Annotated in this window: 13 protein-coding genes; 9 read left to right on the top strand and 4 right to left on the bottom strand. The window is 53.8% G+C overall.

The window, feature by feature from the left end:
* The first annotated feature begins 25 nt into the window (after positions 1-25).
* The 5 genes from IKP20_07205 to argH all read left to right on the top strand — a co-directional run bounded on the left by IKP20_07205 (position 26) and on the right by argH (position 7,306).
* On the top strand, positions 26-1,321 hold the full coding sequence (locus tag IKP20_07205) for a hypothetical protein (protein ID MBR4504739.1): 1,296 nt from the start codon (positions 26-28) through the stop codon (positions 1,319-1,321).
* Positions 1,322-1,348: 27 nt separating this feature from the next.
* A complete protein-coding gene (locus IKP20_07210; protein MBR4504740.1) occupies positions 1,349-1,942 on the top strand; it encodes a hypothetical protein in 594 nt (197 codons plus the stop codon).
* 10 nt (positions 1,943-1,952) lie between these two features.
* A complete protein-coding gene (locus IKP20_07215) occupies positions 1,953-4,343 on the top strand; it encodes a hypothetical protein (GenBank protein MBR4504741.1) in 2,391 nt (796 codons plus the stop codon).
* Between the two features lie 306 nt (positions 4,344-4,649).
* Complete coding sequence (locus tag IKP20_07220) at positions 4,650-5,858, top strand: argininosuccinate synthase (protein ID MBR4504742.1); 1,209 nt, start codon at positions 4,650-4,652, stop codon at positions 5,856-5,858.
* Positions 5,855-7,306 carry an argininosuccinate lyase gene (argH, locus tag IKP20_07225; GenBank protein ID MBR4504743.1) on the top strand — a complete coding sequence of 484 codons (1,452 nt, stop codon included), beginning with the start codon at positions 5,855-5,857 and terminating at the stop codon, positions 7,304-7,306. Before IKP20_07220 ends, argH begins: the two co-directional genes overlap by 4 nt.
* A gap of 122 nt (positions 7,307-7,428) precedes the next feature.
* Here argH and IKP20_07230 read toward each other — a convergent pair whose 3' ends face one another.
* Both IKP20_07230 and cobM read right to left on the bottom strand, forming a co-directional pair.
* Positions 7,429-8,058, bottom strand: coding sequence for a precorrin-8X methylmutase (locus tag IKP20_07230; GenBank protein ID MBR4504744.1), 630 nt, complete (start codon positions 8,056-8,058; stop codon positions 7,429-7,431).
* Positions 8,059-8,062: 4 nt separating this feature from the next.
* The gene (gene cobM, locus IKP20_07235) at positions 8,063-8,821 is read right to left on the bottom strand and encodes a precorrin-4 C(11)-methyltransferase (protein ID MBR4504745.1); all 759 of its coding nucleotides are present in this window, start codon (positions 8,819-8,821) and stop codon (positions 8,063-8,065) included.
* Between the two features lie 224 nt (positions 8,822-9,045).
* Between cobM and cbiD the strand changes: the two genes are divergently transcribed.
* The 4 genes from cbiD to IKP20_07255 are packed head-to-tail and all read left to right on the top strand — an operon-like array spanning position 9,046 to position 14,492.
* Positions 9,046-10,170, top strand: coding sequence for a cobalamin biosynthesis protein CbiD (gene cbiD, locus IKP20_07240; protein ID MBR4504746.1), 1,125 nt, complete (start codon positions 9,046-9,048; stop codon positions 10,168-10,170).
* Positions 10,167-11,192, top strand: a complete 1,026-nt coding sequence (locus tag IKP20_07245) for a cobalt-precorrin 5A hydrolase (protein ID MBR4504747.1) — start codon at positions 10,167-10,169, stop codon at positions 11,190-11,192. Before cbiD ends, IKP20_07245 begins: the two co-directional genes overlap by 4 nt.
* Position 11,193: 1 nt before the next feature.
* Positions 11,194-13,155, top strand: coding sequence for a precorrin-6A reductase (cobK, locus tag IKP20_07250; protein ID MBR4504748.1), 1,962 nt, complete (start codon positions 11,194-11,196; stop codon positions 13,153-13,155).
* Entirely contained in the window at positions 13,152-14,492 is a 1,341-nt protein-coding gene (locus IKP20_07255; protein MBR4504749.1) for a cobyrinate a,c-diamide synthase, read from the top strand. Before cobK ends, IKP20_07255 begins: the two co-directional genes overlap by 4 nt.
* 307 nt (positions 14,493-14,799) lie before the next feature.
* Here the strand turns inward: IKP20_07255 and IKP20_07260 are convergent, their stop codons facing one another.
* Both IKP20_07260 and IKP20_07265 read right to left on the bottom strand, forming a co-directional pair.
* The gene (locus IKP20_07260; GenBank protein ID MBR4504750.1) at positions 14,800-18,864 is read right to left on the bottom strand and encodes an Ig domain-containing protein; all 4,065 of its coding nucleotides are present in this window, start codon (positions 18,862-18,864) and stop codon (positions 14,800-14,802) included.
* A 201-nt stretch (positions 18,865-19,065) separates the two neighbouring features.
* Positions 19,066-23,280 (bottom strand): Ig-like domain-containing protein, encoded by a 4,215-nt coding sequence (locus IKP20_07265; GenBank protein ID MBR4504751.1) that lies wholly within the window; start codon positions 23,278-23,280, stop codon positions 19,066-19,068.
* Positions 23,281-23,324: the final 44 nt, after the last annotated feature.

Below are 23,324 nucleotides of genomic sequence, written 5' to 3' on the forward strand. Positions count from 1 at the left end.
TTCCACAGAAGGATATAGGAATGCTGTGGACACGGATATCCCCGTTTTCGTGATCGGGGAAGATGGGAATGCGAAGGATATATTCGCAGCCGTGTCTTTCGGGACGAACACCGTCCGCATAAGCCAGAGCTTCGACGATTACAATAGCGAAGACATAGTCATTATAGACGGCGGCTGGATCGGAAAAAACAATCGGAGCGACATCTGGAAGCATATGGATTTGCTGATCGGAGACGGCATCGTGGTGTCAGTGACCGGCTCGTACGATGTGTTCGTGGACAATCCGAACTCCGTTTTCGCCGCGTTCGTAGACGGATGCCATGCCTACGCAGTACATAACGACCTTTCATCATCGAGATATGTCTGCCACAGCGCCGACGGCTCGGATATGCAAGAATGTGTGACGGAGACCTACTGCTGGGCGCACAGAATCCTGAGCGCGAAACAATTGCGGAACGCATCGGATCTTACCTGCGGAACAGAATACTCCTCGGATTACAGCGGCTATCTAGATGGCTACGGCTATATGAATATTGAGACCAATTATTATGCAATTCCCGAGGATGATGAGAGATACAACTACTATTTCGCTCGCTATTACGAAGAATCCGTTCCGAATCATAATAGATTCACGGCAGACATGTACGTCGAATCCAACAATGCGCAAAACAATCTGATATACAGCTACACAGCGCCTGGTACGGTATCGAATGTCTCTACGGCCTACATCAGCTACGGTGTTGAGATCGGCATCCCTCCGTCGACTACATACAACGTTGGATGGTCGTATTCGGTGCAAGATGTTGCCGTACACAACGGCTCCGATACCGAAACCGGAACATACGACATATGGCATAATGTGGATGAATTGAAGGCGGTGGGACAGGGCATGTATCATGTCGAGCCCGCTAAATTCATGCGCGCCGATTGCTACAACGGATCTGGGCATTGCTACCAATCAGACGTCTACACAGTCAAGTTCTGCAAATGGGTCGCTTTTTGGCTAGAATTCCACGAGATCACAAAAACGTTGCATGTGTATTACAAAGGATTGCCGCATACTCTGACGATTGACCCAAACGGTGCGGAAGAGTATGAAGATCTGGAGATGACCATTGAATTGGGTGCCCCAGAACCGGATTCTTCTACGTATAGCGAAGGGACATTCGTCAGCCTCTGGGACAGGGGATATTACAGATCTGGATACACATGCATCGGTTATTCTACAAATCCTAACTCAACTATCGCCGAGTATAATTTTAATGATACTATTCAGATGCTAGATGATTACATATTGTATGCTGTGTGGATGCATGATTGATAATGCGCCAAAAATGTGGGTGTGAGAATGAATAAAGCACATATCATCTTGGCCGTCGCGCTGCTGCTTGCAATCGCGGTGATTGCGGCAATAATAATCAGTGCCGATGACAAAAAGGAATACCCAATAGTCAGCGCGAACGAGGGGCTGCTCGGAACGGCATCTTTCGATGTCGCCGACACAGAGCACAGCGGCACCTGGATAAAAGGATCCGCATTCGCCATTGATAAAGGCGACAAAATCCTGCTGAAAATAGTTGGCGAGATGGAAATGAAAGGGAACGATCCGATGGGCGTTGGAATCAATACCGCTCTCGACCAGGAATACGCTCATCCTTCATTCATTATAGTCGGCGCCTATAGCGACTGGGAGCAGAAACGCGGAGTACCGAAACTTAGTGCCAATCGTTATGGATTCGATATTGGTTTTTCATATTTAGCCGAAGAAAAGGCCATCGGAGGTGGAACTTTCGTGGTCGATTTCGAGTCTACAGAGCGGTTCGACCGCTCAGAAGGCAAGATCGACTTTATTGTGGGGGCGGGATCCTATTTTTACAAAGGAATCTGGTACAAACATCCAGCGAACGAAGTTGTCACAATACACTTTAGCAATAATAATTGAGTGCGATTCTATGAATAAAACTGTTTTAAAAATACTGACCATTTCTGTGGCCACAATGATACTCTTCAGTTCATCAGGATGTTTATCACAAATGTCAGCAATAGAAAACGTCATTGATGATGGACAAGTCTCATTTTCTTCAATTGGTGAGCAGATATTTGAAAACCAATATCCATATAATGAAGACCTACTGTTAGCTATCTACACAAGCAATGCAACCACAAGTTTTTCAGACGGAGTTCAACACGAAATAAAAGCTGCTTCATCGATCTGGATACCTAGAGGAATCTGGAGTTCCACAGAAAACGGTTCGTGGGATTATGCATTTGTAACTACTGGGATGGGAGAATCCACTGATGGAGATTACATTCGCATTGCATTTATGGATGTGGATGGAACGTCGGATCACGGCCCCATGATAATGACTCCCGATACAGATTCTACACGTTCTTGGTGTATGCCATCATCAACCGGCTCAGGATTTAACCCTACCCCTGCAATCAGTCTTATAGCCCAAACATTGATTTCTATATTGAACCCTACAATGGGGATAAATGTCATCTCATCTTTGCTCCTCTCCTTTATTGGAATGATGAAAGGTTCATCGAGTGGCTTCACTATTAGTGATAATCATTTTACCAGAACATTGACTTGGAACCCGGACATAGATTGGACCGGCCAGAACATGGCATTTATCGCCCATGTATTACCGGGTGAAGATGTTAGTTTCACTACCGAATACGCAATATTCGGCCCTACATACGAATACCTGAGCGCAGGGAAGCACATCATATCCATATCAGCCCCCTCTATTTCAGAAGGTGGCCCTTCTGCTATGACTATCGAAGAAAGGGAAGCAGCAGGAATCGTCACCGTCACAAAGGCCCAATTACAGGCCCTGGCACCAGAATTCGGACTCAGCAACGATGAGGTTCAAGAGATGATGGATTCCGACGATAACGAATTTTACTTTACATCCGTGGCTCCATCCTGCGTCACGGAAGAACCGGAAGAAGCCGATCAAGGATACGGATCTAGGGACGCTCTGCTGGATGCCATCGCCAAGAAAATCTCCGTGAGCGAGAAGATTATTGCTGCATTCAGCGAGGACGACATCTGCGACCTTCTTGACAGCCAAGAAATCGTGGCCAGACATGCCATTAAACTGGAAAGCCTGCGCGCCTTAGACCGTCTCGTGAGGTTTGGGATCCACAGCCAAAACTCTCTAGAAAGAATGTATGACATGTACTGGAATCTCATAGGCCGTGCGAACGATCTTGTTTCCAATTTCGGAAACGATATCCTATTAAGTAACGTGTCGTCGGGATACGTCAGGGAGGCCCTGGACAGGGGTCCAGCGATAGTTTCGGATACTCTGGATGGATTGAGGGCCTCGGCAATGAACGGAATCTTCGACACCTTGGGTGACGGCGAAGCGCTGCTAGTGGGCAGCAACTGGCTGAGCGGCAATGCATCTCGCATGAGAATGATTGCCGAGATAGCCGCATCGGGACATCCGGTAATCATGTCGGGGAACAGTCCCGATGCGTTATCCACAGAGAATATCGGTTTGCCCACCGCATACTCCGACTCCGCGGACGTGTATGGCCTGTGGCATGATGATAATAACAACATCACATACTGCTACAGCGAAATTGGGGGCGAACTGAACGATTCCATCGAATCTGCGTTCGAATGGACAGAAAACTCGCAATCAAACACTCCAACTCCTGGTCAACTGGCGCCAGAAAACTCCGTCGTTTATTCCCTAACCAAGACGCACGGAAACTATGGAGATTTAATCGTAAATACTGAGTACGATCTAATTGAAATCGAAGATGACCTGTATATAGCCCTTACACACTACAAACTCACCGGCGATGCCAACGTATCCACGTCGTTCTGGGACAGATGGACTGCGGTATCAGATTTGAGAGTGTCATGTGAGCACAACTATTCATTTCTGATCGACTACGACCCCCATATTAGTCCAACAGGAAACGGCACTCAAAATGTGAATATTTGCTACCCCGATACCCAATTTTATATTGGATGGTCCTTCCAAATTGAAGACACAACCTTCCACGATTCCTCTAGCCTGTTAAACAATACATTCTCACTGTGGTACGACATAGACGAATGCGAAGCCAATGATGGAAAAAGCTATACAATCGAGCCGGGGACAATCGCCGAAATATCCACGGATGATATACAAGAGCTGATCCAGGAAATAGAGGAGAGATTAAACGAAAACATAGTGAGTGAAGAGGACAGGATTACGATAAAACCATTCAGATACTCTGAAACCGAGCACTATTCAGTGACGTTCTTCAGGGATCGTACGCTCCTGCCAGACCAGACGGAGACAGTGGAATGCGACATAACGGTGACCCTAATCTGACACAAATATGGCCTAATGCCCAACAGGAAACGATCGAGACCGCGCTCAACCAACTACAATCCATTATGGTGGGTTCGAGCGCCCTCGATCTCCGGCAGATTCAAGATCTTACGCGTTGGACAACGTATATCCAGTCTTTCTGAACATAATCGCCCATTCAGAGCGGGTGGGAGGCCAGCCGACTACGATCAATGATGCGCTAGGGCACCAACATACAGCATGAACCAGACATGGACGAACCTACCCTCGACCACTTCCGGTCCGATGGTCATATATCGAAAGAAACTCTCTCCCAGAGCGATAATCATGGCAGAGAAAACCAAAGACAAAGTGGTCCTCGCGTATTCCGGAGGCCTCGACACCTCAGTCGCCATCCATTGGCTCCAGGAGCAATACGACCTCGACGTGATAGCCATCGCTATCAACGTCGGCCAGCCCCCCAGCAAGGACGACATCGTCGCCCGCGCCCTCAGAAACGGAGCCATAAAATCCGATTTCATAGACGCCACCGAGGAGTTCGTCTCGGATTACGTCTGGCCTTCGCTCAAAGCCAACGCCCTCTATCAGAACGTGTATCCTCTGAGCACCTCCATCGCCAGACCCCTCATAGCCAAGAAACTCGTCGAAGTGGCCAACAGAGAGGGGGCCAAGTACATCGCCCACGGATGCACCGCCAAAGGGAACGACCAGGTCAGATTCGACGTCGGAATAGTCTCCCAGAACCCCGACCTGAAGATCATCGCCCCCATGAGAGAATGGGTCACCACCAGAGAGAAGGAAATCGAATACGCCAAAGAGCACGGGATCGAAATCATCGTCAAGAAAGAGAGCCCGTACTCCAGAGACGAGAACCTTTGGGGAAGTTCCTGCGAATGCGGAATCCTCGAAGATCCCTGGGCCGAACCCCCCGCAGACGTCTGGGAGAACACCGTCGACCCCGAGAAAGCGCCTGACGAACCCCAATACATAGAGATCGGATTCGAGAATGGTATCCCGACCCGCCTCAACGGCAAGAAGGTCGAGGGCGTGAAGCTGATCGAGAAGCTCAACAAAACCGCCGGAAAGCACGGCGTAGGCAGAATCGACCACGTCGAGGACCGTCTGGTCGGCATCAAGAGCCGCGAGACCTACGAATGCCCCGCCGCGGTCACGCTCATAACTGCCCACAGAGCACTCGAAGCCATGACCCTCCCCAGAGACACCATCGAATACAAGCGCGGTATCGAGCAGAAATACTGCCAGCTGGTGTATGATGGGCTCTGGTTCGGCGGCCTCAGAGAGCCGATCCAGGCGTTCATCGACAAGACCCAGGAATACGTCACCGGAACCGTCAGAGTCAAGCTGTACAAAGGGACCGCGACCGTTGTCGGAAGAAAATCCCCGTACTCCATGTACGACACCGGCCTCAGCACCTACGCCGAAGGCGACAGCTTCGACCACAGATCCGCGACCGGATTCATCTACGTCTGGGGTCTCCCCGGAAGAACCGCCGCGAAAGCCCACGGGAAGAAGTGATCCCTTTGCAGCAGGCTCTCTGGTCGGGAAGGTTCGAAGGCGGGATGGACGATTCCACTCTGGAATTCACCTCATCCTTGGATGTGGACTCCAAACTGGCGTTCTACGACGTCATGGGATCCTTGGCCCACGCAAAGATGCTGAAGGCGTGCGGGATAATCCCCGCCGAAGACGCCGACGACATCGTAGAAGGGCTGAAAGGGATTCTGAAGGAGATCTCGGACGGAACCTTCGAACTGGACTATTCTCTGGAGGACATCCACACCAACGTGGAATTCACTCTCACCCAGAGAATCGGCCCGGCCGGAGGGAAGCTGCACACGGGCAGGAGCAGGAACGACCAGGTCGCCGTGGATTTCAGGATGTACCTGAGGGATGAGGCCCTGAAAGCCGTAGAATCGGCGGACAGCCTCATGATGAGCCTCGTCAAGGTCGCCGAAGAGAACGGTGGAACTGTCATGCCTGGGTTCACCCATATGCAGCACGCGCAGCCGGTCTCCCTGGCCCAGCACATGCTCGCCCACGCATTCAGATTCTCCAGGGACGCAGACAGATTCCTCGATGCCTTCAGGAGAATGGATAAATGCCCGCTCGGAGCCGCCGCCCTGGCCGGGACCACCTACCCGATAGACAGGAGGATGACCGCCGCCGCCCTGGGATTCAGAGAGCCCACCGAGAATTCCATGGACACCGTCAGCGACAGGGATTTCGTGACCGAACTGGCATATTGCGCGGCGCAGACCGCCATCCACCTATCATCTCTTTGCGAGGAGCTCGTACTGTGGTCTTCGCAGGAGTTCGGGTTCGTGGAGATGGACGACAGATACGCAACCGGATCGTCGATCATGCCTCAGAAGAAGAACCCGGATATCGCGGAGCTCGTCAGAGGCAAGACCGGATCTGTGATAGGCGCCCTGACGACCATGATAGTCATGACCAAGGGCCTCCCGCTGACCTACAACCGCGACCTCCAGGAGGACAAGTCCCCCGTGATGGAATCCATGCGCACGGTGATCTCTAGCGTAAAAATCATGTCCAAAGTCATCTCCACATCCAAATTCAATACGAAGAGAATGATGGAAGTCACCAGCAGAGGGCAGATCAACGCCACCGATCTTGCCGATTATCTGGTCACCAAAGGCGTCCCGTTCAGAGAAGCCCATGGGATCGTCGGCGCCGCCGTGAGGAAAAGCATCGAATCAGGCGTGAACCTCGAGGACATGCCTCTCGAGGAGCTCAGAAGCTTCTCCGACAGGATAGAGCAGGACGTGTATCAGGTGCTCCCGGTGAGAAAATGCATGGAACGGCGCGATTCCTACGGCGGGACTTCCCCCGGATCCACCGACGTCCAGATCGGCCAGGCCATGGAGCAGATAATGACCAGAGACGAGATTGTCAGGCAGGAAAAGCAGCTGATAGAGAACTGCTGGAAAGCTCTGACTGAATGACGGGGGATTCCCCCGCACTTTTCTCTATAATACTATAGTGATAAATTAGAAAACGATGCAGTCTTCTCGATTATCACTATAGTCTTAAAAATGGAGCGCCCAGTTAGACGCCCCGGTTTGATTCAGCCTTTATAGTACATCATCGCGTTGCAGATTGTCGCCGCGATGTTGGATCCGCCTTTCCTTCCCTTGGGGACTATGAACGGCACATCCCTCTCCATGATTATCTCCTTGGATTCGACCACGTTGACGAATCCGACGGGTGCCCCGATGATCAATGCAGGCTTGAGTTCTCCCGAATCGATCAGCTCCGCGAGCCTTATCAGCGCGGTGGGAGCATTCCCGATGGCAAAGATGACCGGATGGCTCTTGGCAAGCTCGGCGCCTTTCTCCATCGCCACGGTGGCGCGGGTGCATCCGCGTTCCTTGGCCTCCGCGGAGACGTCCTCATCGGAGATGTAGCAATGGACCTCTCCGCCGTACTGGGCGAGCCTGGGCTTGTTGATTCCGGCGGCAGCCATTTTGGTGTCGGTCACGATGTGGGCGCCGTTTCTTATCGCTTTGACTCCGATGTTCGCCGCATCCTCGGAGAACACCAGATTGTCGGCGTAATCGAAATCGGCGGAAGTGTGTATGCATCTCTTAACTATGGAGAACTCTGGCTCAGGCCAAGTCCTTCCGTTCAATTCGGAGACTATGGTCGCCATGCTGTGCGCTTCTATGTCCTCAGGCTTCACTACGGTTATAGCCATTATATCACTCTGGTTTGCCAACCCTGAACTCGGTTGTAAATGTCTTATCGTAAAGTTTTGAAAGGTCGTGCTCATCCCCGAGGAAATCCCCGACGACTGTGAGAGCGGTTTTCTTTATGCCCTCTGCCTCGACTTTCGCGGCGATGTCGGCCAAAGTGCCCCTAACAATCTTCTGGTCGGGCCAGGTGGCCTTGTAGACGACTGCGACTGGAGTCTCGGGCTCGTATCCGCCCTCCTCAAGCTGCGCGACCATCTCGTCCAAAAATCCGATGGAGAGGAAAATGACCATGGTGGCGTGATGCCTTGCGAGGTCCACAAGCTTCTCTCTGGGAGGCATAGGCGTCCTGCCTTCCATCCTGGTGAGGATGACGCTCTGGCTCTTCCCTGGGAGGGTGTACTCCGCGTTGAGGACCGCCGCGGTCCCGAGGAACGAACTGACCCCCGGGATCACCTCATATTTTATGCCGAGCTCGTCGAGCCTGTCCATCTGCTCCCTGTGGGCGCCGTAGATGGCGGGATCCCCGGTGTGCACGCGGACGCACTTCTTTCCGGCGGCTTCAGCCTCTTTCATTACTTCGATGACCTCGTCGAGATTCATCAGGGCACTGTTGTAAATCTTCGCATCGGGCTTGCAGCCATCTAAAACGGCGGGATTGACCAGCGATCCCGCATATATCACCACATCAGCGGCGTCGATGAGCCTCTTACCTTTTAACGTCAGGAGCTCGGGGTCGCCCGGGCCCGCACCTATGAACGATATCATGTCAGTTCCTCCTCGGCACCTTTATCGGCGCATATCGGTGAGGGTTGTAGATTAAGGGACAATAAATAAGAATCGCCGGCCGTAATTCAACTCCAAACTTTCGAATGGAAACAGACGGAATATCTATCCGAACGGATTGCATTTCACGTCCTAAGCGCGTTGTGAGCACCCAATTATAATATAATATCTATACATCCAACAATATGGAAAACGGAGGCAGAGATATGGAAGGCAACTATGTGATCGTGGGTTCCCGCCGGATGAGATGCGGCCATACCACTGGCACATGCGCTGCCGCAGCCGCGAAAGCTTCCGCTCAAGCCCTTTTGTCAGGCGTATTCCCTGCCCATGTCGAAATACTCACGCCCAAAGGAATCCTTCTCGATCTGCCGGTGGAAGAGCCGAGATCCGAGGGGAAACGCGCCATTTGCGCCGTCAGAAAAGACGGAGGCGACGACCAGGATGCAACCCATGGAACGCTGATATGCTCCGAAGTGACGCTCACGGACGCTGGCATTACCATAGATGGAGGAGTGGGCGTAGGCAGGGTCACGCGGAAAGGCCTGGATCAGCCTCCCGGGAACGCCGCGATAAACAAAGTCCCAAGAAGCATGATAAGGGAAGCTCTGGAGGACTTGGCGCTCACATACGGCTACAAAGGCGGATTCTCGGTCGTGGTCAGCGTGCCGGAAGGCCAGAACATAGCTACCAAAACATTCAATCCCCGTCTTGGTATCGTCGGCGGGATATCCATACTCGGCACCAGCGGCATAGTCGAGCCGATGAGCGAAACCGCTCTGGTGGCGTCGATAAAGAAAGAGATGGACGTCCATGCCGCCGCCGGAGAGAAGGTCCTGATAGTCGTCCCCGGAAATTATGGCAAGGAATTCAGCGATTCCATCCCCGGGATCACGGACGACATGTGCGTTAAATGCAGCAATTTCGTCGGCGAGATGCTGGACCATGCCTGCGCGCTGGAGACTGATGTGGTCCTGATCTCCAACATAGGGAAGATCGTCAAAGTGGCGGCCGGGATAATGAACACCCATTCCCGGAATGCGGACGGCAGGATGGAGACGATAGCCGCCAACGCTGCGATGGCAGGCGCGGATATCGATACGGTCAAAAGAATCATGGGATGCATATCCACGGACGATGCTCTGAGCCTGCTGAGCCCGGAGCTCATGGAAAAAACCTGCGGGATCCTTATGGAAAAAATCCAATTCTACATGAACCACCGCACGGCCGGGAAGATCCGTGTTGGGGCGGTCATGTTCTCGTCGGTCTACGGCCTTCTGGGGAAGACCGAACTGGCAGACGCTCTCATCGAGGAGGCGACGCGGAAATGAGGATAGCGATCATAGCGTTCACGGCAAACGGATGCAAAACCGCCCTGAGGATCAGGGACTCTCTGGATGGGGAGGACGTCACCGCCCAGTGCAAAACCACCCATGACGTCGAAGGCATAGAGATGATACAGTGCTCATCTGACGAATGGACCGCCAAGACTTTCCCGTCCGTGGACGCTATCGTGTTCGTCGGAGCTACCGGAATAGCTGTCAGGCTCATCGCGCCATACGTCAAAACCAAAGATGTGGACCCCGCGGTCGTCTGCGTGGATGAGCACGGAAGATACGCGATAGCTCTCCTTTCCGGGCATATCGGCGGAAGCAACCGCCTGACGGCAAGAATAGCTGCTGGCATAGGCGCCACGCCCATCATAACCACCGCGACGGATATCAACGGGAAGTTCTCTGTTGACGTGTTCGCCACCGAAAATTGCCTCAGAATCACCGACCTCCACAAAGTGCAGATAATTTCCGCGGACATACTGGCGGACAAATTCGTGGGCATATCATCAGACAGACCCATCGAAGGAAACCTGCCCCACGGGCTCACGGAAGCCGACGCCGGGCACTGCGGCGTACGCATATCTTCGGATCCCTCCGAATCCCCGTTCAATGTGACCCTCAACCTGGTTCCCATGGACATCTCCGTCGGCGTCGGATGCAAAAGAGGGATCCTTCCCGGGAAGATGCTTGAGTTCGTGCTCTCAGTCCTGAAAGAAGAAGGCATAGCTCCCGAAAGAGTCGGATCGGTGTCCAGCATAGACCTGAAATCCGACGAGAGAGCGGTTCTGGACCTCGCCGCGTCCCTGAAATGCCCTGTGATGTTCTTCACCTCGGAAGAACTGATGTCTTTGGAGGGGAAATTCTCGGGATCGAATTTCGTCAGATCCGTGACCGCCGTAGACTGCGTGTGCGAGAGGGCCGCGATCAAAGCGCGCGGGGGAACGCTGATACGCCGGAAGACCGCTTCCGATGGGATGACTGTGGCCCTATCCAAAATCGAAGTGAAACCGAGGTTCTGACATGGAAGACATACTCATATTCTCTGGGACGACCGAGGGAAGGGCGATATCCAGGCTCTTGAAGGCCGCCGGCGCGAACGTCCATGTGAGGGTGGCCACCCAATACGGAGCTGACGCGATGTCCGGCGATGGAATCTCCGACGTCCAGGTGGGAAGCTGCGGAGGGGCTGAAGGCATCGCCAAAGAAATAAGGAATAAGGGATGCGGCTGCGTCGTCGATGCCACCCATCCGTACGCATCTGTGATATCCGAGCACATCAGGCAGGCATGCGACGCCACCGGAACCAAATTGGTCAGGGTGCTCAGAGACGCCGGCTCCCAAGACGGGATGGCAGTGGTCGGTTCGGTCCGCGAAGCCGCGGAGTTCCTTTCCAAGACGGAAGGAAACATCCTCGTCACCACCGGATCCAAGGAAGCCGAGGAATACACCAAAATTCCGAATCATACGGAGAGGGTGTTCATGCGCGTCCTCTCGACCCCAGAATCTGTAAGCAAATGCAGTTCGCTGGGATTCCAGGGCAAGAACCTTATCTGCGCCCAAGGCCCATTCTCGGAGGAGTTCAACGTTGCGACCATCAACCATGCGGATGCGAAATGGATCGTCACGAAAGATTCCGGACCATCCGGAGGGTTCCCGGAGAAAGTATCCGCCGCGGAGAAGACCGGCGCCAAAATTGTCCTCGTTGCCAGGCCTCCGGACAGCGGGCTGCAATATGCGGACGCTCTGGCTGAGCTGGGACGCATCGTCGGCAAGGAGCTCAAAGACAGCTCCAAGAGAAAGGTCACTCTGATCGGGATAGGGATGGGCGAAGACGGGATGACCGTGAGGTCCTCGAAGATAGTCAAAGGAGCTGACTTGGTCATAGGCGCCGAAAGGATGCTGAGAACCGCCGGCGCAAAAGGTCCCAACACCCTGGCCGAATATCGCGCCGACAGAATAGCGGAATACCTGGCCTCACATCAGGAATACAGAAACATAGCGATCCTCCTATCAGGTGACATCGGATTCTACAGCGGCGCCAAGAAACTGCTGGAAGCGCTGGAAGGATTCGACGTCGAATCGGAGTGCGGAATCTCCACCGCCGCCTATCTATGCTCGAAAATGGGGATACCGTGGCAGGACGCAAAGCTGACGAGCATCCATGGCAGAGAATTCAACGTCACCGGAGCGGCGAGAACCAACGGGACGGTCTTCGCACTGCTGTCCGGTACAGAAGGGGCCAAAGCCCTGTGCTCCGAGCTTATGGAGTATCTTCCTGACGTTACGGTGACGATAGGAAGCAACCTCGGCTACGAGGACGAATCGATAGTCTCCGGGTCGCCTGAAGAGTTGGTAAGCAAGGAATTCGGCGCCCTCTGCGCGGCGGTGATCCAGAACCCTCATCCGGACGCATCCTGCCCGATATGGATTCCGGACGAGGAATTCATAAGAGGCGATGCGCCGATGACGAAGAGCGACGTCAGAGCGCTGTCAGTCGCGAAGCTCCGCCTTTCCCCGGACTCGGTCGCATTCGACGTGGGCGCCGGCACCGGATCGGTATCCATTGCCATGGCGCTGGATTGCCCGGAAGGCAGAGTCTACGCGATTGAAAGGGAAGATGCAGCGGCTGATCTCATCGAACTCAACAAAAAGAAGTTCTGCGCTCCGAACGTAAAGGTGATCCGCGGTCTGGCCCCGGATGCCATGGAAGGTCTGCCTGCGCCCACCCACGCTTTCATCGGCGGGTCGTCGGGCAATCTGAAGGAGATCGTTGAGAAGCTTCTGTCCATGAATCCCTGCGTCCGCATGGTCATAAACTCCGTCACTTTGGAGACTCTGTCTGAGACTATGGCGGTCATCCGCGAGGAAGGCCTCGTCGAAGAGGAGACCGTCTGCATCAACGCCTCGAAATCCAGGAAAGCCGGCAGATACCATCTTATGACCGCACAGAATCCGGTATACATCACGGTGGCGAGAAAATGAGATGCCCGAGGATCATGATAGCAGCCCCTTCCAGCGGCAGCGGAAAGACGCTCACGACCTGCGGCATACTGCAGGCTCTGGTGAACAGGAAGCTTAAGACAGCCTCGTTCAAATGCGGTCCCGATTACATCGACCCCATGTTCCACAGCCGCATCATCGGCGCCAAATCGAAGAATCTGGACGCTTTCTTCCTGAAAGAAAACGACCTGAGATATATCTTCTCCAGAAGCGCGGAAGGATACGACATCTCAGTGGTGGAAGGCGTGATGGGATTCTACGACGGCATCAAAGTGGACAGTTCCGAAGCGAGCTCCTATGACGTCTCCATCAAAACCGGCACCCCTGTGATTCTCCTGATCGATAGCCGCGGGGCGAGCCTCTCGACGCTCCCGGTGCTGAAAGGATTCCTCGATTACAGGAAGAACAACATCAAAGGCGTCATATTCAACAGGATGTCCGAGAAAGTGTTCAAGATGATAGCGCCTGAAGCAGAGAAACTCGGCGTGAAAGCCATCGGCTACGTGCCCAAAGTGAGCGATCTGGTGCTCGAAAGCAGGCACCTTGGCCTCGTGCTCCCCGGAGAAATCGAAAATCTGAAGGACAAACTCAACAAACTGGCTGACGTCTTGGAGAGGACTCTGGACATCGACTCGCTGATAAAGATCGCGAACGAGGCCCCCGACATCGAAGGGGAACCTCCGGAGATACCCCAGACCGCTGGGAAAACAAGAATCGGGCTCGCCGACGACGACGCTTTCTGCTTCATATACGAGGACAACGTAGATCTTCTGAAAAGGATGGGCGCCGAGATCGTCAGATTCTCGCCTTTGAAGGACAAGAAACTTCCGGACGTCGACGGCATAATGCTACCGGGAGGGTATCCCGAGCTCCACGCCAAGGAATTGGAGGACAACGCTGCCATGAGGGAGGACATAAAAAACAAGCTGGATGCCGGGATGCCATGCATGGCCGAATGCGGCGGCTTCATGTACCTCCATACGATGATGACCAACAAGGAAGGCATGACATACTGCATGTGCAACGTCATCGACGGCGATTCCAAGAACATGAGCAAGCTGACCAGATTCGGCTATGCCACCTTCGAATCGAAATCCAGCGGGATATGGTGCAAAGGCCACGAATTCCATTATTGGGACAGCGACAACTGCGGAAGCGATTGGAAAGCAAAGAAACCGTCGGGATTGGAATACAGATGCATCCATGACGACGGCCGCATAATCGCTGGATTCCCTCATCTGTACTACTATTCGAACCCGGATATAGCCGCAGAATTCATAGGGAGATGCCTGGAATACAAAAGCAAAATAGCCCTGTGATGACCGGAACCGAAACATCAGATCGATCACGTTTTTGAAGTGCGATGCGGATGGGAAACCCCATCCAAACCCTTCGATATTATTGGGGCCGATGATGACCCCTTGCATCAATTCCCTTCTATTATCTACATATCGATTATCGAAAGAAGATCTAAAAGCAGATAAAGTCTTTCCTGACAGCCGCGGTTTCGCATCCCATCATAAAACTGAGCAGGGATTATAACAAGAAAAAAAGAAAGCCACGGCCCGGCCTTCGAAGACCGGACCGATTGTTTGGGAGGGGTTTCCCCCTCGTTCAGGTTTCGGATCACTTCCTTCTCATGAGGAAGAACGCCAGCAGAGCTATGATGATGATAGCTGCCGCAGCGATTCCGATGTAGAGCCAGAGGTTGTTGTCGCCGCCTCCGGATCCTCCGTCGGTGACAGTGACGTCGCAGGTCGCGGTCTTGCCGCCGTCTTCGGTGATGACGGTGATCTTCGCGGTTCCCTTGCCGACGGCCGTGACTTTTCCGTCGGAATCGACGATGACGACCTTGGTATCGCTGGATCTCCAGGAGACTTTCTTGTCGGAAGCGTCAGAGGGCACAACGGTCGCCTTGAGGGTTGCAGTCTCGCCCACTTTGAGCTGGAGGTTGGTCTTGTCAAGAGTGACTCCGGTCACATGGATGACAGGAGTTACTTCATTGACGGTCACAACACATTCCGCATACACGGAGGGGTTGTCCTCGGAAGCGGCTCTGATCGTGGCAGTTCCCTTGGAAACTCCGGTGACGACTCCCTTGTTGACGGTAGCGACATTGGGGTCGCTGCTGGTCCAAATGACGTTCTTGTTGGAAACGTCCGCGGGGATGATCGTGGCGTTGAGAGTCACGGTGCTGCCGACGTCGATGGTGGTAGCGATGGTGTCGAGCGTGATTCCGGTTACGGGCACAAGCCTCTCGGTCACGGTCACGACGCAGGTCGCGGTCTTGTTTCCGTCGACGGTGGCAACGGTAATAGTCGCGATTCCCTTGGAGATACCGGTGACAACGCCGTTGGCGCTGACGGTGGCGACGGAAGCATCGCTGGTGTACCAGGTGACGCTCTTGTCGGTGGCGTCAGCAGGCAGGACAGTCGCAGTGAGAGCGAGAGTCTCGTTGACGCAGATCTCTGCGGAGGTCTTGTCAAGGGTGACTCCGGTCGGATGGACGACTGGAGGCACGATGGGCTTGACGGTTACGGCGCACTCGGCCTTGTAACCTCCATCGACGGTGGTAACGGTTATGATGGCGGTTCCCTCGGAGATACCGGTAAAGACGCCGTTGACATCGACGGTCGCAACGGAAGCGTTGCTGGAGGACCAGATGACGGCCTTGTTGGTCGCATCGGCGGGCAGGACGGTGGCGATGAGAGTGACTTTCTCGCCGACGAAAATCTCTGCGGAGGTCTTGTCGAGAGTGACTCCGGTCACATGGACGATCGGGGCCATGACAGTCACAGAACAGGTGGCTGTGTGGGCTCCGTCGACGGTGGTAACGGTGATGACGGTCTTTCCTGCGGCTATTCCGGTCACTACGCCGTCGTTGACAATAGCGACAGACTCGTTGCCGCTGCTCCAGATGACGTCCTTTATGGTCGCATCGGCAGGCAGGACGGTAGCGGTCAGTGTCGCGCTCTCTCCGACATACATGGAGATCGCGCTGGCGTCGAGGACGACTCTCTCGACGGGGATGGCATCGGAAGTCACGAGGACGTAACAGGTCGCGACGAGGTCTCCGCAAGTTGCCGTGATGATGGCGGTTCCGACGGAAGCTGCCCTGACGACTCCGTTGTAGACGGTAGCCACGGAAGCGTCGCTGGTGGACCAGACAACCGGGTCGTGGTCGGCACCGGCAGGGTAGAAAATGGGCTCAAGGATGAGGACATTTCCGGGCCTGAGCTCGGCGCGATCGATGTTGAGGGTCATGTCAGTGGCTTGGCCGGTTATTACGGTGACAACACATGATGCGGTGTATCCTCCGTCGACGGTTGTGACGGTTACGGTCGAGGTTCCCTTGGCGAGACCGACGACAACGCCGTTATTGACGGATACAGCGTTGAGGTTGCTGCTGCTCCACATGACGTTCTTGTTGGTGGCGTTGGCAGGCAGGACAGTCGCTTTGAGGACAGCGCTGGTTCCGACATAGATGGTGATACTGGTCTTGTCAAGAGTGACGCCTTCGACGGGCACTAAGACAGGGGAGACCTCTGCAGTGACGACGGCGTCGTCGGTCAGCTCAATAACCATGGTGTCAGTGATGTCGTAAGTAACACCTCCCATATTGATGATGACGGAATCAACGGCATACCCGTTCTCAGGGATGACGACGAAAGCCACTCTGGTGGGATCGATTCCGGGGACAGCGATGATGGTCGCGTGCTCGGGGGATTCGATCACGAGGTCGTATGGACGCTCCTGAGGATCGACCTTTCCGATCACTCCGATGTTGATGTCCATCCCGCCTCCGCTGATCACGATGCTTCCTGAAGCCTCGAACTCTCCGGTTTCGGGGTTGAAGAAGGTGGACATGGGGACATCCCATCCGCTGGTGTATCCTTCGGGGGATTTGTCCATGCTGTTGTAGATTCCAGCCATTATCTTCTGGAATGCATCGGCTCCATCTCCAGGCTGGAAGTTCCTGAGAGCGATCTTGTACGATACTCCGTCCTTGTCGCAGACAATCGAGAGGATGTTGAAGAGCTCAGGGACATTGAGGAGAGGCTCAAGCACTTTGTTGAGAGCGTTGCCGTATTTCTCGCCGAAGAGCTGGACGGCATTGACCTGGCTGTACAGCATGGCGAGGTACTCGGCGGTCATCTCCCCATCGATTCCGTAAAGAGGAACGCTGACGGAAATCTTTCCGGTCTTGTCATCTACGGAAACGACGGAAGAGATCTTCTCAGCGGCATCGATCATGGCCTGATCCACGTCGACGTAGACGAATATGGCCCCATCATACGGCGCGCACTGGGATTTGATTATGTTCACATCCGCGAAATACGCGAGAGCCATTCCGGGCTCGGCGACGCTGATGTTGCCGATGGCATTTACGCCGTCCCTGAGAAGGCCGTTAATAGCGGCATCGACGTCAGGGATGTCTCCGTCCTGGATGTAGGTAACGCCGCCCATGACGTATTTGACATAGCTGTCGATGATGAATTGAGCCATCGATGGGTCGTTCCAGTCGACATTGGCAGGGATATTCTGGGGGTAGACGTAGAACTTGATCTGCCCGTTCTCATAGACTCCATAGGCAGCATCGAGACCGACGGAGGACTCGAAAACAGAGTTCATGTCGGCGACGAAGGCGGCGGCAGAGTCTTCGGCGTTGATTATGTAAGCGTCGAAGTTGACGGTGAAGGGCACGACGGTGCCGTATCCTGCATAGTAGTCAGCATGTGCCTGGCCGGAAACGTTGAATTCTCCGGTGGAGGGGTCGTAAAACTCGCTGAGAGGAACGTCCCAAGCGTTGACGGTGCCCGGGAGAGCGTCTCCGATTCCGTTGACGATTCCTTTCGCAAGTTTCTGGTAGGCATCTGCGCCCTCTCCGGGCTCGAAATCGGAAAGCGTGAGGCTGTAGTCGGTTTTGTTTGAGTTCCAGACGAAACTGACCGAGCTGATCGCGTTGGGAAGCCTGTTGGCAATGTCAGCGAGAGTGTTTATCATGCTGGCATACTGGGGGTCGAAGACCTTGTCAGCAGTCAGCGTAGAATACAAAGTCGCAAGTTCGCGGAGAGTAACGTCGCCGGAAGCCGCGGGAACGATTGCCGCAGCGCAAATCTCGCCGTCATAGACGTCGATCTGAACGAAATTGGTGGCGTATCTCGCGAAATCAATAGACTTTTGGTCCAGCGGGATTTTGACGACGACGCTTCCGTCGTACTCTTCGTATCCGGTCTTGGTCACTGTGAAGCTCTCGGAAGCATAGACCGTGACAAGTCCGGGGGTCGCTGAGCAGATGTTGTTGATCGCGATCCCCGCGATGCAGAGCGCTCCGGTGGCGGACGCGGAAGGATCGGGAATTCCGCCTTCCATGTACGAAACGCCATCCAAGACGAAACTGTCGTATTTGGTGATGATGTCGTATGCTAGCCCTTTCATCTCCGCCGTGTTGGCAGAGAGCTCGGAAACGAAAGCCGGGTCTGCTATGACCTCGATGACGCCGTCGTCGGTATACTTTATGCTGACGATGTTGGTGCCGATCGTTTCCTCAAGGAACATGTTGGCATCTGCCACGAGCTCCTCGCCCGAATTGGGGGAGGCGGCGGCTTTCTCGTCCGCAAGGCAGACGATGCCCGCCATCGCGATGAGAGATACCAGCATGGCGATGATTAACGCGTTGCTGTTCTTCATTTGAATCACTGAACCAGGCTCGAAGACCCATAAGGTCCCCTGGGCTCTGACAATGTGGGTATGAGGTCTACTAATAAAAATTATGGGTGCTATTATATTAATAAAAAGGAGTAAGAAAGGCCAACATAACTAAAGAACGCGTAAGCAACGGAAAATTGCCGATTTAGAAGGGGAAGGACGTATCCTCCCCCTAAGCCGCATTCATCTGTGGCGGACGAAATAGACTGCTGCGATTATCGCCAAGAGCGCGATGACGGCTATGCCAACATATAGCATCGCGTTGCTCCCGCCGCCTTCGGGATGGGGTTCCTCCGCGACTGTGACGGCGCATTCGGCAGAATGGCTCCCATCGACGGTTGTGACGGTTATGGTGGCGCTTCCTGGTGAAACGGCCTTCACATTCCCATCAGAATCCACTGTGGCTACGGCTGAATCGCTCGTCTTCCAGGTGACCCTCTTATCGCTGGCATCGGCAGGCCTGACCTCCGCGGAAAGCTTGGCTGAATCCCCGGCTTTCAATGCCAAAGCGCTGCTGCTGAGGGATACCCCCGTTACGTGTATCTCGCCTTTCGCGACAGTAACGGTGCATTCGGCGGAATATCCCCCGTCCATCGTCAGAACGCTTATCGTCGCCGTACCCTCGGAAACGGCAGTGACGATGCCATCCGATACCGTAGCGACGGATGGATCGCTGGTTGACCAGTAGACCTCTTTGTTGGTCGCATTGGATGGCGAAACTTTAGCAGACAGGGTCAGCGTTTCTTCCAGAACAATCGTGGCTGAAGACCGATCTAAAGCTACTCCGGTGACCGAGATTATATCGCTGGAAACCGAAACGACGCATTTTGCCTCGAATCCTCCGTCGGCGGTCTTCACCATTATATTGGCTGTGCCTTCGTAAACTCCGGTGACAACCCCGTCCGATACCGTGGCGACAGATGGATCACTCGTTATCCAGAACACTTCTTTGTTGGTCGCATCATATGGGATGACCGTTGCCACTATAGTTTGAGTGCTTCCGGAGACCAACGACATGCTTTCGCGATCCAAAGTTATTCCTTCGACCGCGCGCACTGGTTCCTTGACGGTTATCTGGCAGGAATCCGAGAATCCGCCGGCTATGGCCGTTATCGTGGCTTTGCCGGCCGAAAGTGCGGTCACAAGGCCATCTGAAGAAACCTTAGCCACAGAAGTATCGCTTGAGGACCATTGCACATTATCGGTTGAGTCCAACGGCAGAACTTCAGCGGTAAGCTTCAGATTTTCGCCTTCGGCCATCGATGCGGTCGACTTGTCCAGAGATACGCTTTCTGCCGGGATCTCCTTAGCTATGACAGTTATCGAACAGGAATCGGATATGTTCCCGTCGGCAGAAGAAGCGACTATCTTAGTGACGCCCGCAGACAAACCTTTCACGATGCCATCCTGGCCGACGTTTGCCACCGAAGGATCAACGCTTTTCCAGATGATGACCTTATTGTCAGCATCAGAAGGAGTGACAGTCACTTTCAGAGCTGTCTCCTCTCCCACCATAATGGATGCGCTCGTTCTGTCCAACGTTACCCCGGCGACATGGATCGCACTCTTCACTACTGTCACGACGCACTGATCCGAGAATCCCCCGTCCACAGAGGTGGCGGTTATGATAGCGGTCCCTGGAGATACGGCCTTCACGACCCCGTTCGAAACTGTGGCCACCGACGGATCGCTGGTTGACCATTCGATTCTTTTATCGCTTGCATCCGACGGAATGATGTCGACCCCGAGAGAGCACTCGTAGCCTATGGCGACCGAAGCTTCCTCCTCGCTGATGCTTATGGCCGTTACGGGAACCCTTTGAACGGATATCTGGCAGGAATCCGTTGCTCCGCCGTCTTGGGCGGTGACGGTTATTATCGCGACGCCTTCGGAAAGCCCCGTGACTACGCCTCCCGAAACGCTGGCCACCGACGGAGCACTCGAAGACCAGAATACGGTGCGGTTGGTGGCATCCGAAGGGGTGATGATGGCCCTCAATGCCAATGTCTCTCCGATTTTGATGGTCCCGGCGGACTTGTCTATGCTCACGGATTCGACATGCACCTCGCCATCATCGACGGTGACTTTGCATTCCGCTTCGAATCCTCCGTCAGAAGTTACCGCGGTGATGATCGCAGTCCCGGGGGATATCCCCGAGATTCTCCCTGAACTGACTGTCGCAACCGACGAATCGCTCGTGCTCCAAATAACCGTCTTGTTCGTGGCGTTGGATGGCGACAGCGTGGCTATGACGGTCGCGGATTCCCCTTGGACGATGGATAGGGCGTCTTTGTTCAATGTGATCCCAGTAACAGGGACAATCTTGGCGGTGACCGTGACCTTGCATGTGGCGGTGTATCCTCCGTCGGAGGTTCTGACCGTTATCGTCGCGGTCCCGGGGGATATGCCCGCCACTTTGCCGCCGCTTACGGATGCTATCTTGAGGCTGCTGCTGGACCAGACAACGCTTTTGTCGGTCGCATCGGCAGGCATAACGGTCGCTATGAGCTCCAGTGATTCTCCCGTCAGGAGCTCTGCCGAAGTTTTGTTCAGCGTCACACCGGTGACATGGACCTTTTCCTTCTCCCAGACTGCGTACAGCACGGTATCCCCGAGGACTCTGATCAAACTGCCCTGTTTGTATATAGGCACCGAGCCATCTTTGCTGGCCGACCATCCGGAAAATTCGAATCCGGATTTGGAAAGGGTGTTCTTGGCCAAGACTGTGGCGTATTCGCCGTATTCATAGAGGCCCGAATCGGTCGGAACCTTTCCGGAGCCCCCGTTGGCGTTGTATGTGACATGGAAATCTCCGGTATCCCAAGCGCCCATGATGGATTGGGTGAAAGTCAAAACGCCAGAATAGCCGCTTATCTCGTCCTTATACTGGCAGACGAATGCCACGTCCCTGCTGACCCTATCGATGGAAGTATAGGTTTTGCCGGGAAGCAAGGTGAAAAGATTGCCGTCGGCGCCGCATGCCATCGCGCTGATCGGCATGCTGGTTTTGTTTTCAATAATCTTGCCATTGAACTTGCCGTCGGCGCCATACACCGCCGTCGATGACAACTTAGCATCATTATCGATTTGAACCTTAGATCCGACCACGGAGGATTGAATAGTGCCCAGAAAAGTTCCGGATACTTTCATCTCACCGCTGACCACCATGTCGGCCACAACACTAAACCCTCCAGCCGAAAGAATTTCAGGTGTCGGATAGTATTTTTTCTCAAAAACATGGTCATAAAGGCCATTATAGCATATCAAGGTCCCTGTGACGTTCAGCGTTGCCCCTCTGGCGACTCCAAGGCTGGATCCTGGCAGGAACCTCAGCTGATTGGCAATCTCGAAATTCCCGCTGACGATGGTTATGTCAAAGTTATATGGGATTGAAAAAACGGTTTTTGCGGTGTCCACGTGACGCCCCTGCACATCGAGGATTATGGATCCGGCAGATCCTCCGCCCACTATTCTGATGTATTTCTTGCCGACATCATTCCATATGTTACTCTGCCAATCATCATCCCATACATCGCTCATCCCTTCGGCAGAAAGATATTCAGATGAGACGTACCTGGTCGTGAGCGAGGCCCCTTCGGCCAGTTTGATTAGCCCCTCATCAACCCCGACCAAAGTGACGGTGGCTTTGTTGAATTTTTTGTTCGCATAGAGATTCATGAGCCCATGAACAATTGCTCCATATTCCATCTCGAATTTGGACTGTATATTCTGGACAGCATATCTGTTGAACGGAGACTGCCCGCTATTGTAGTTGACGTAAGCGAAATCCCCGCCGACATAATCGGTGACGATGAATGGCTCATATATCTCTGAACCCTTCTCCGCGCGCAAAGTTCCGGTCCCCATGAGAGAGCCATAACAGCGGAGAACCCCGCCGTCCTTAACCGTGACATCCCCCTTGATGTAAAGGCGGGCGAAACTTCCGGACGTATGCCCCTGATAATCGAAAGTGAAAAGCTTAGAAAGCACCCCCCCGACTATGAGCTCGCCTTCTACCGTAATGGTCGAACCTTTCTCAAGAATCAATGCCAGATAACGATCGTTCGATATTTTAGCAGAAGCTTTATCGTTGCCGTCCATCGTCCCATCTTTATCCAGAACAGAGGAATATGGGAGCACCAATGTCACGCCTTCTTTGACCGTGACATCCTCGTCTATGGTTGCAGACATATACGGATTCTTCCCGGATACCTCATCCCCGATGACAAAAACGACATCGCCGGATTCGCTGGCCTCCAAAGCCTTCGGAACAGTCTCATAAAACATGTTTCCTATTTTGGCGCCTCCCTCGGAAGCGTCCGCTCCGGAAACTGAGAGCGACAGCGCGAAGGCCACGAATGCGGCGATAGCGAGAAGGAAAAGGGCCGAACGTCTCAAGCGAACACCTATCAGGCCCATATTCTTAGGGCACAAAAAACTTG

This window comes from Candidatus Methanomethylophilaceae archaeon (genome assembly GCA_017524805.1).
Classification (GTDB): Archaea; Thermoplasmatota; Thermoplasmata; order Methanomassiliicoccales; family Methanomethylophilaceae; genus Methanoprimaticola.

Coding starts and splice junctions, on each gene's coding strand:
- IKP20_07210 (MBR4504740.1), top strand. CDS start 1,349: ATGAATAAAGCACATATCATCTTGGCCGTCGCGCTGCTGCTTGCAATC.
- IKP20_07215 (MBR4504741.1), top strand. CDS start 1,953: ATGAATAAAACTGTTTTAAAAATACTGACCATTTCTGTGGCCACAATG.
- IKP20_07220 (MBR4504742.1), top strand. CDS start 4,650: ATGGCAGAGAAAACCAAAGACAAAGTGGTCCTCGCGTATTCCGGAGGC.
- IKP20_07230 (MBR4504744.1), bottom strand. CDS start 8,058: ATGGCTATAACCGTAGTGAAGCCTGAGGACATAGAAGCGCACAGCATG.
- cobM (MBR4504745.1), bottom strand. CDS start 8,821: ATGATATCGTTCATAGGTGCGGGCCCGGGCGACCCCGAGCTCCTGACG.
- cbiD (MBR4504746.1), top strand. CDS start 9,046: ATGGAAGGCAACTATGTGATCGTGGGTTCCCGCCGGATGAGATGCGGC.
- IKP20_07245 (MBR4504747.1), top strand. CDS start 10,167: ATGAGGATAGCGATCATAGCGTTCACGGCAAACGGATGCAAAACCGCC.
- cobK (MBR4504748.1), top strand. CDS start 11,194: ATGGAAGACATACTCATATTCTCTGGGACGACCGAGGGAAGGGCGATA.
- IKP20_07255 (MBR4504749.1), top strand. CDS start 13,152: ATGAGATGCCCGAGGATCATGATAGCAGCCCCTTCCAGCGGCAGCGGA.
- IKP20_07260 (MBR4504750.1), bottom strand. CDS start 18,864: ATGAAGAACAGCAACGCGTTAATCATCGCCATGCTGGTATCTCTCATC.